This is a genomic window from Streptomyces hygroscopicus, assembly GCF_026168105.1.
GTDB lineage: Bacteria > Actinomycetota > Actinomycetes > Streptomycetales > Streptomycetaceae > Streptomyces > Streptomyces hygroscopicus_D.
The window spans coordinates 1-3706 of sequence record NZ_LBMW01000119.1 but is presented as its reverse complement, the minus strand read 5'-3'; the positions used below and the strand labels follow the sequence as shown (position 1 = coordinate 3706).

The window sequence follows — 3706 nt, the reverse complement described above, 5'->3', positions numbered from 1 at the left end:
TCGAGGTCGAGGGCCCGTACAAGTCCGACCACTACCGCTACTGATCACGTACGGCGCCCGGGCTCGCGTACACCGTCGGCTGTCGGCGTACGCGCGCCCACCGCGCACGTGGTGAGCACGTCCGTGCACTGACGTGCCCCTCAGCAGCAGCTCCGAGACAGGCCCCCGCACCCCCGTGCCGGGGGCCTGTCCCGTCGGCCCGACCAGGCAGACTGGCCGGACCAGCCCGTCACGACCCAGGACCCTCATGCCCCGCGGCCGATATTCGCTTCACGACCCGCACGACCACACCCTCCTCGCCGAAGAACACTTCCAGTGCGCGCCCGGCCCCTCCGGCTGGCGCTACGTCTCCCAACTGACCACTCCTTCCGGCGACCACGCCGGCTCCGTCGACCTCGCCCTCGACGACCTTGGCCGCCCCATCCGCCTCGAACTCCACGCCGCGGGCTGGCAGGTGCGGGGTGCCGCTCTCGACGGGGTCACCTGGGTCCGCACCGACCCCACCGGCACTCATGCCACCGAGGGCAATGTCCGCGCCCACTCCTTCACCGGCACGTCCCCCGCGTTCCTCGTCGCCACCGCTCGTCTCCTGCGCCTCACCCCCTCCTCCTCCTCCTCCGCGACGCGCGTACGCCTCGTCGCCTTCACCGATCCGGTCCTCGCCCCCCGCACCGTGGACCAGTCCTGGGCCCTGATCGAAAGAGAAGCACACGCCACTGACAACGCCCCCCTGATCGTGGACGAATACCAGGTCACAGCGCTGGACACGGGAGAGCGGCACGCCGTCCACATCTCCGGCGACGTGGTGCTCGCGGCGCCCGGAATCGAGCTGGAGCACCTCGAGTCGCCGCCGTCGGTGTTCACCTGACAGGTGAGGAGGATCGCCATCTGACGGTGGCGGGCGGGAACAGAAGAAGAGGTGATGGGCGGGAACAGAAGGCGGGAACGCCAAAGCCAGGCGGAGGCGCGAAGCTACGCGGACGGCGCGCGACCTAGGCGGGCGGCACGAACCCGGTGGCAGGCCGATCCGACCGCTCGGCCCGCGACGCGGCGGGCTGCCGGTCCTGCGGAGCGACCGGCGCCGATTCCGGGGGCGGGGCGTAGGCAGCAGGCCGACCGGGCGCCCCTGACCGCTCGCCCGCGGCGTCCGCACCGGGAGGCGACCACGGACTTGCCCCGGCCGACGGATGACCGGGGACTCCCTGGGGGCCAGGTGCGGCCCCGGCAGGGATCCGGCCGACCTCCGGGCCGACCCCCAAGCCCATCTCCGGGCCCATCTCCACACGCTCGCCTTCGGCCTGACCACCGAACGCCCGCCGGGAATCGCGGGCCTGTCGTTCCTGCACCACCGCCGCCAGATACGCGGCCGGCGGAACCCCCTGCGGCGCCGGCGCCCCCGTACGCGCCGCGAGGTCCGTGGCGAGACGTTCCGCGACCGTCCAGCCCACCTGCGGGTCCAGTTGGTGCATCCGCGTCAGGTACTGCCGGATCGCCAGCCACAACCCGTCCGGAACGGCCGAAAGGTCCAGCTCGGAGAACCGCCCGGCGAGCCAGGGCGGCGGCGGAGGCACGGACCTCGTACGTCCCGCCGGCACCCGTTCCCGTACGACCAGCGTGCCCGCGAACACGTCACCGAGCCGTCGGCCCCGGGCCGACACCAGCGAGGCGATGCACGCCACTACCCCGAACGTCATCAGGATCTCGACCACCCCGATCGCGCCCCTGACCAGCGCGTGCCGGAACCGGATCGGCCCCCCGTCGTCCCGCACCACCCGCAGCCCGCAGGCCAGCTTCCCCAGCGAACGACCGTGGCTGAGCGTCTCCACCGCGATCGGACCGCCCACGAGTACGAGGAGGAAGGCCGCGATCGACACCGCGATCTGCGCGGCATCGTCCAAACCTGACGTGGACGCGACCAGGGCGATCATCACGATGACATAGGCCGCCAGGGCGACCGCCAGGTCGAGCACCACGGCCAGCGCCCGGCTCGGCAGCTTTGCGGGGCGCAGCTCCAGCGCCACCGCCTCGCCCGTCACTAGCTCACTCACGTCTGCCGTCCTTCCCCTGATCCACTCCGGGATACGACAGTCTGCCAAGCTGAGAGCGCATCGCGCCGCAGTACGACAAGCTGACACGCAGTACGAGAGGACGAGGAGAAGCCCACCGCATGGACCTCGACGTGTTCGTGTCCACCCACCGTGCCGAGTGGGACCGCCTCGAGGCACTGCTGCGCCGCCAGCGCCGCCTCACCGGATCCGAGGCGGACGAACTCGTCGCTCTCTACCAGCGCACCGCCACCCATCTCTCCGTGATCCAGTCCACTGCGCCGGATCCCCAGCTCACCGGACGCCTCAGCCAACTGGTGGCACGCGCGCGCAGTGCCGTGACCGGCACGCGCCGTGCCTCGTGGCGGGACGTCACACGCTTCCTCGCCTACGGCTTTCCCGCCGCCGTCTACCGTTCGCGCCACTGGTGGATGACCACCGCGCTGATCTCCACGGCGGTGGCGGTGCTCCTGGGGTGGTGGATCGGCACGCACCCGGAGGTCCAGTCCGCGATCGCGGCCCCCGGCGAACTGCGCAACCTGACGAGGCCCGGCGGTGAGTACGAGACGTACTACTCCAGCCATCCCGCCGCCGCCTTCGCCGCCCAGGTATGGACCAACAATGCCCAGGCCGCCGCGATGTGCCTCGTCCTCGGCATCTTCCTGGGCCTCCCGGTCCTCTGGATCCTCTTGGAGAACATGCTGAACCTGGGGGTGGGAATCGGCCTGATGTCCTCGGCCGGGCGTCTCGACACCTTCCTGGGCCTGATCCTTCCCCACGGTCTGCTGGAGCTGACGGCGGTCTTCGTGGCAGCGGGCACGGGCCTGCGGCTCGGCTGGACCCTCATCGACCCGGGGCCCCGGTCCCGTCGCACCGCGCTGGCCGAGGAGGGCCGGGCCGCTCTCGGCATGGCGATCGGCCTCGCGCTGGTCCTGTTCGTCTCGGGTGCCATCGAGGGCTTCGTGACCCCGTCCGGCCTTCCCACCTGGGCCCGCATCGGGATCGGCATCGTCGTCGAGCTGGCCTTCCTCGCGTACGTCTATGTCCTCGGCGGACGTGCGGCAAGAGCCGGTGACACCGGGGACCTGGGAGCGGACGAGCGCAGCGCGACGGTTCCGACGGCGGCGTGACCGGCGAACGGCCGTGCCGGATGTGCGTCACACGGCGTTGACCTGCTAGTCTCCTCTTCGCCCCAAGAGACCCGTTGACACGGGTTGAGCGGGGAGGTAGATTCGAACAGTTGCCTAGAGGTGGACCAGTCCACCCGGCGACGGTGAGCAATCTGCTTGCTTCCAGAACATTGATTCAGGGAAGCCCCACCCGATGAGTGAGAAAAGGATGCCGGTCAATCGGCTCCAGAATCTCTGATAAAGTCGGGATCGCCGGAAAGGGAATCGCGAGAGCGGAAACCTGGAAAGCGCCGAGGAAATCGGATCGAGAAAAGGTCTGATAGAGTCGGGAACACCGAAGGGAAGCGCCCGGAGGAAAGCCTGAGAGAGTCTCTCGGGTGAGTACGAAGGAAGCGTCCGTTCCTTGAGAACTCAACAGCGTGCCAAAAGTCAACGCCAGATATGTTGATACCCCGTCTCCAGCTCTGCTGGGGCGAGGTTCCTTTGAAATAAAACACAGCGAGGACGCTGTGAACGGTCGGGACTATTCCT

General features: G+C 69.5%; 3 protein-coding genes. 2 read left to right on the top strand and 1 reads right to left on the bottom strand.

Annotated elements, in window-relative coordinates; all coding sequences use genetic code 11:
- The first annotated feature begins 247 nt into the window (after positions 1–247).
- A complete protein-coding gene (locus tag AAW14_RS39035) occupies positions 248–868 on the top strand; it encodes a hypothetical protein (protein ID WP_265569216.1) in 621 nt (206 codons plus the stop codon).
- Positions 869–992: 124 nt separating this feature from the next.
- Here the strand turns inward: AAW14_RS39035 and AAW14_RS39030 are convergent, their stop codons facing one another.
- Positions 993–2048, bottom strand: coding sequence for an RDD family protein (locus tag AAW14_RS39030; RefSeq protein ID WP_265569215.1), 1056 nt, complete (start codon positions 2046–2048; stop codon positions 993–995).
- Positions 2049–2167: 119 nt separating this feature from the next.
- Here AAW14_RS39030 and AAW14_RS39025 point away from each other — a divergent pair, with 119 nt between their 5' ends.
- Complete coding sequence (locus AAW14_RS39025) at positions 2168–3175, top strand: stage II sporulation protein M (RefSeq protein WP_265569214.1); 1008 nt, start codon at positions 2168–2170, stop codon at positions 3173–3175.
- The last annotated feature ends 531 nt before the right edge of the window (positions 3176–3706 follow it).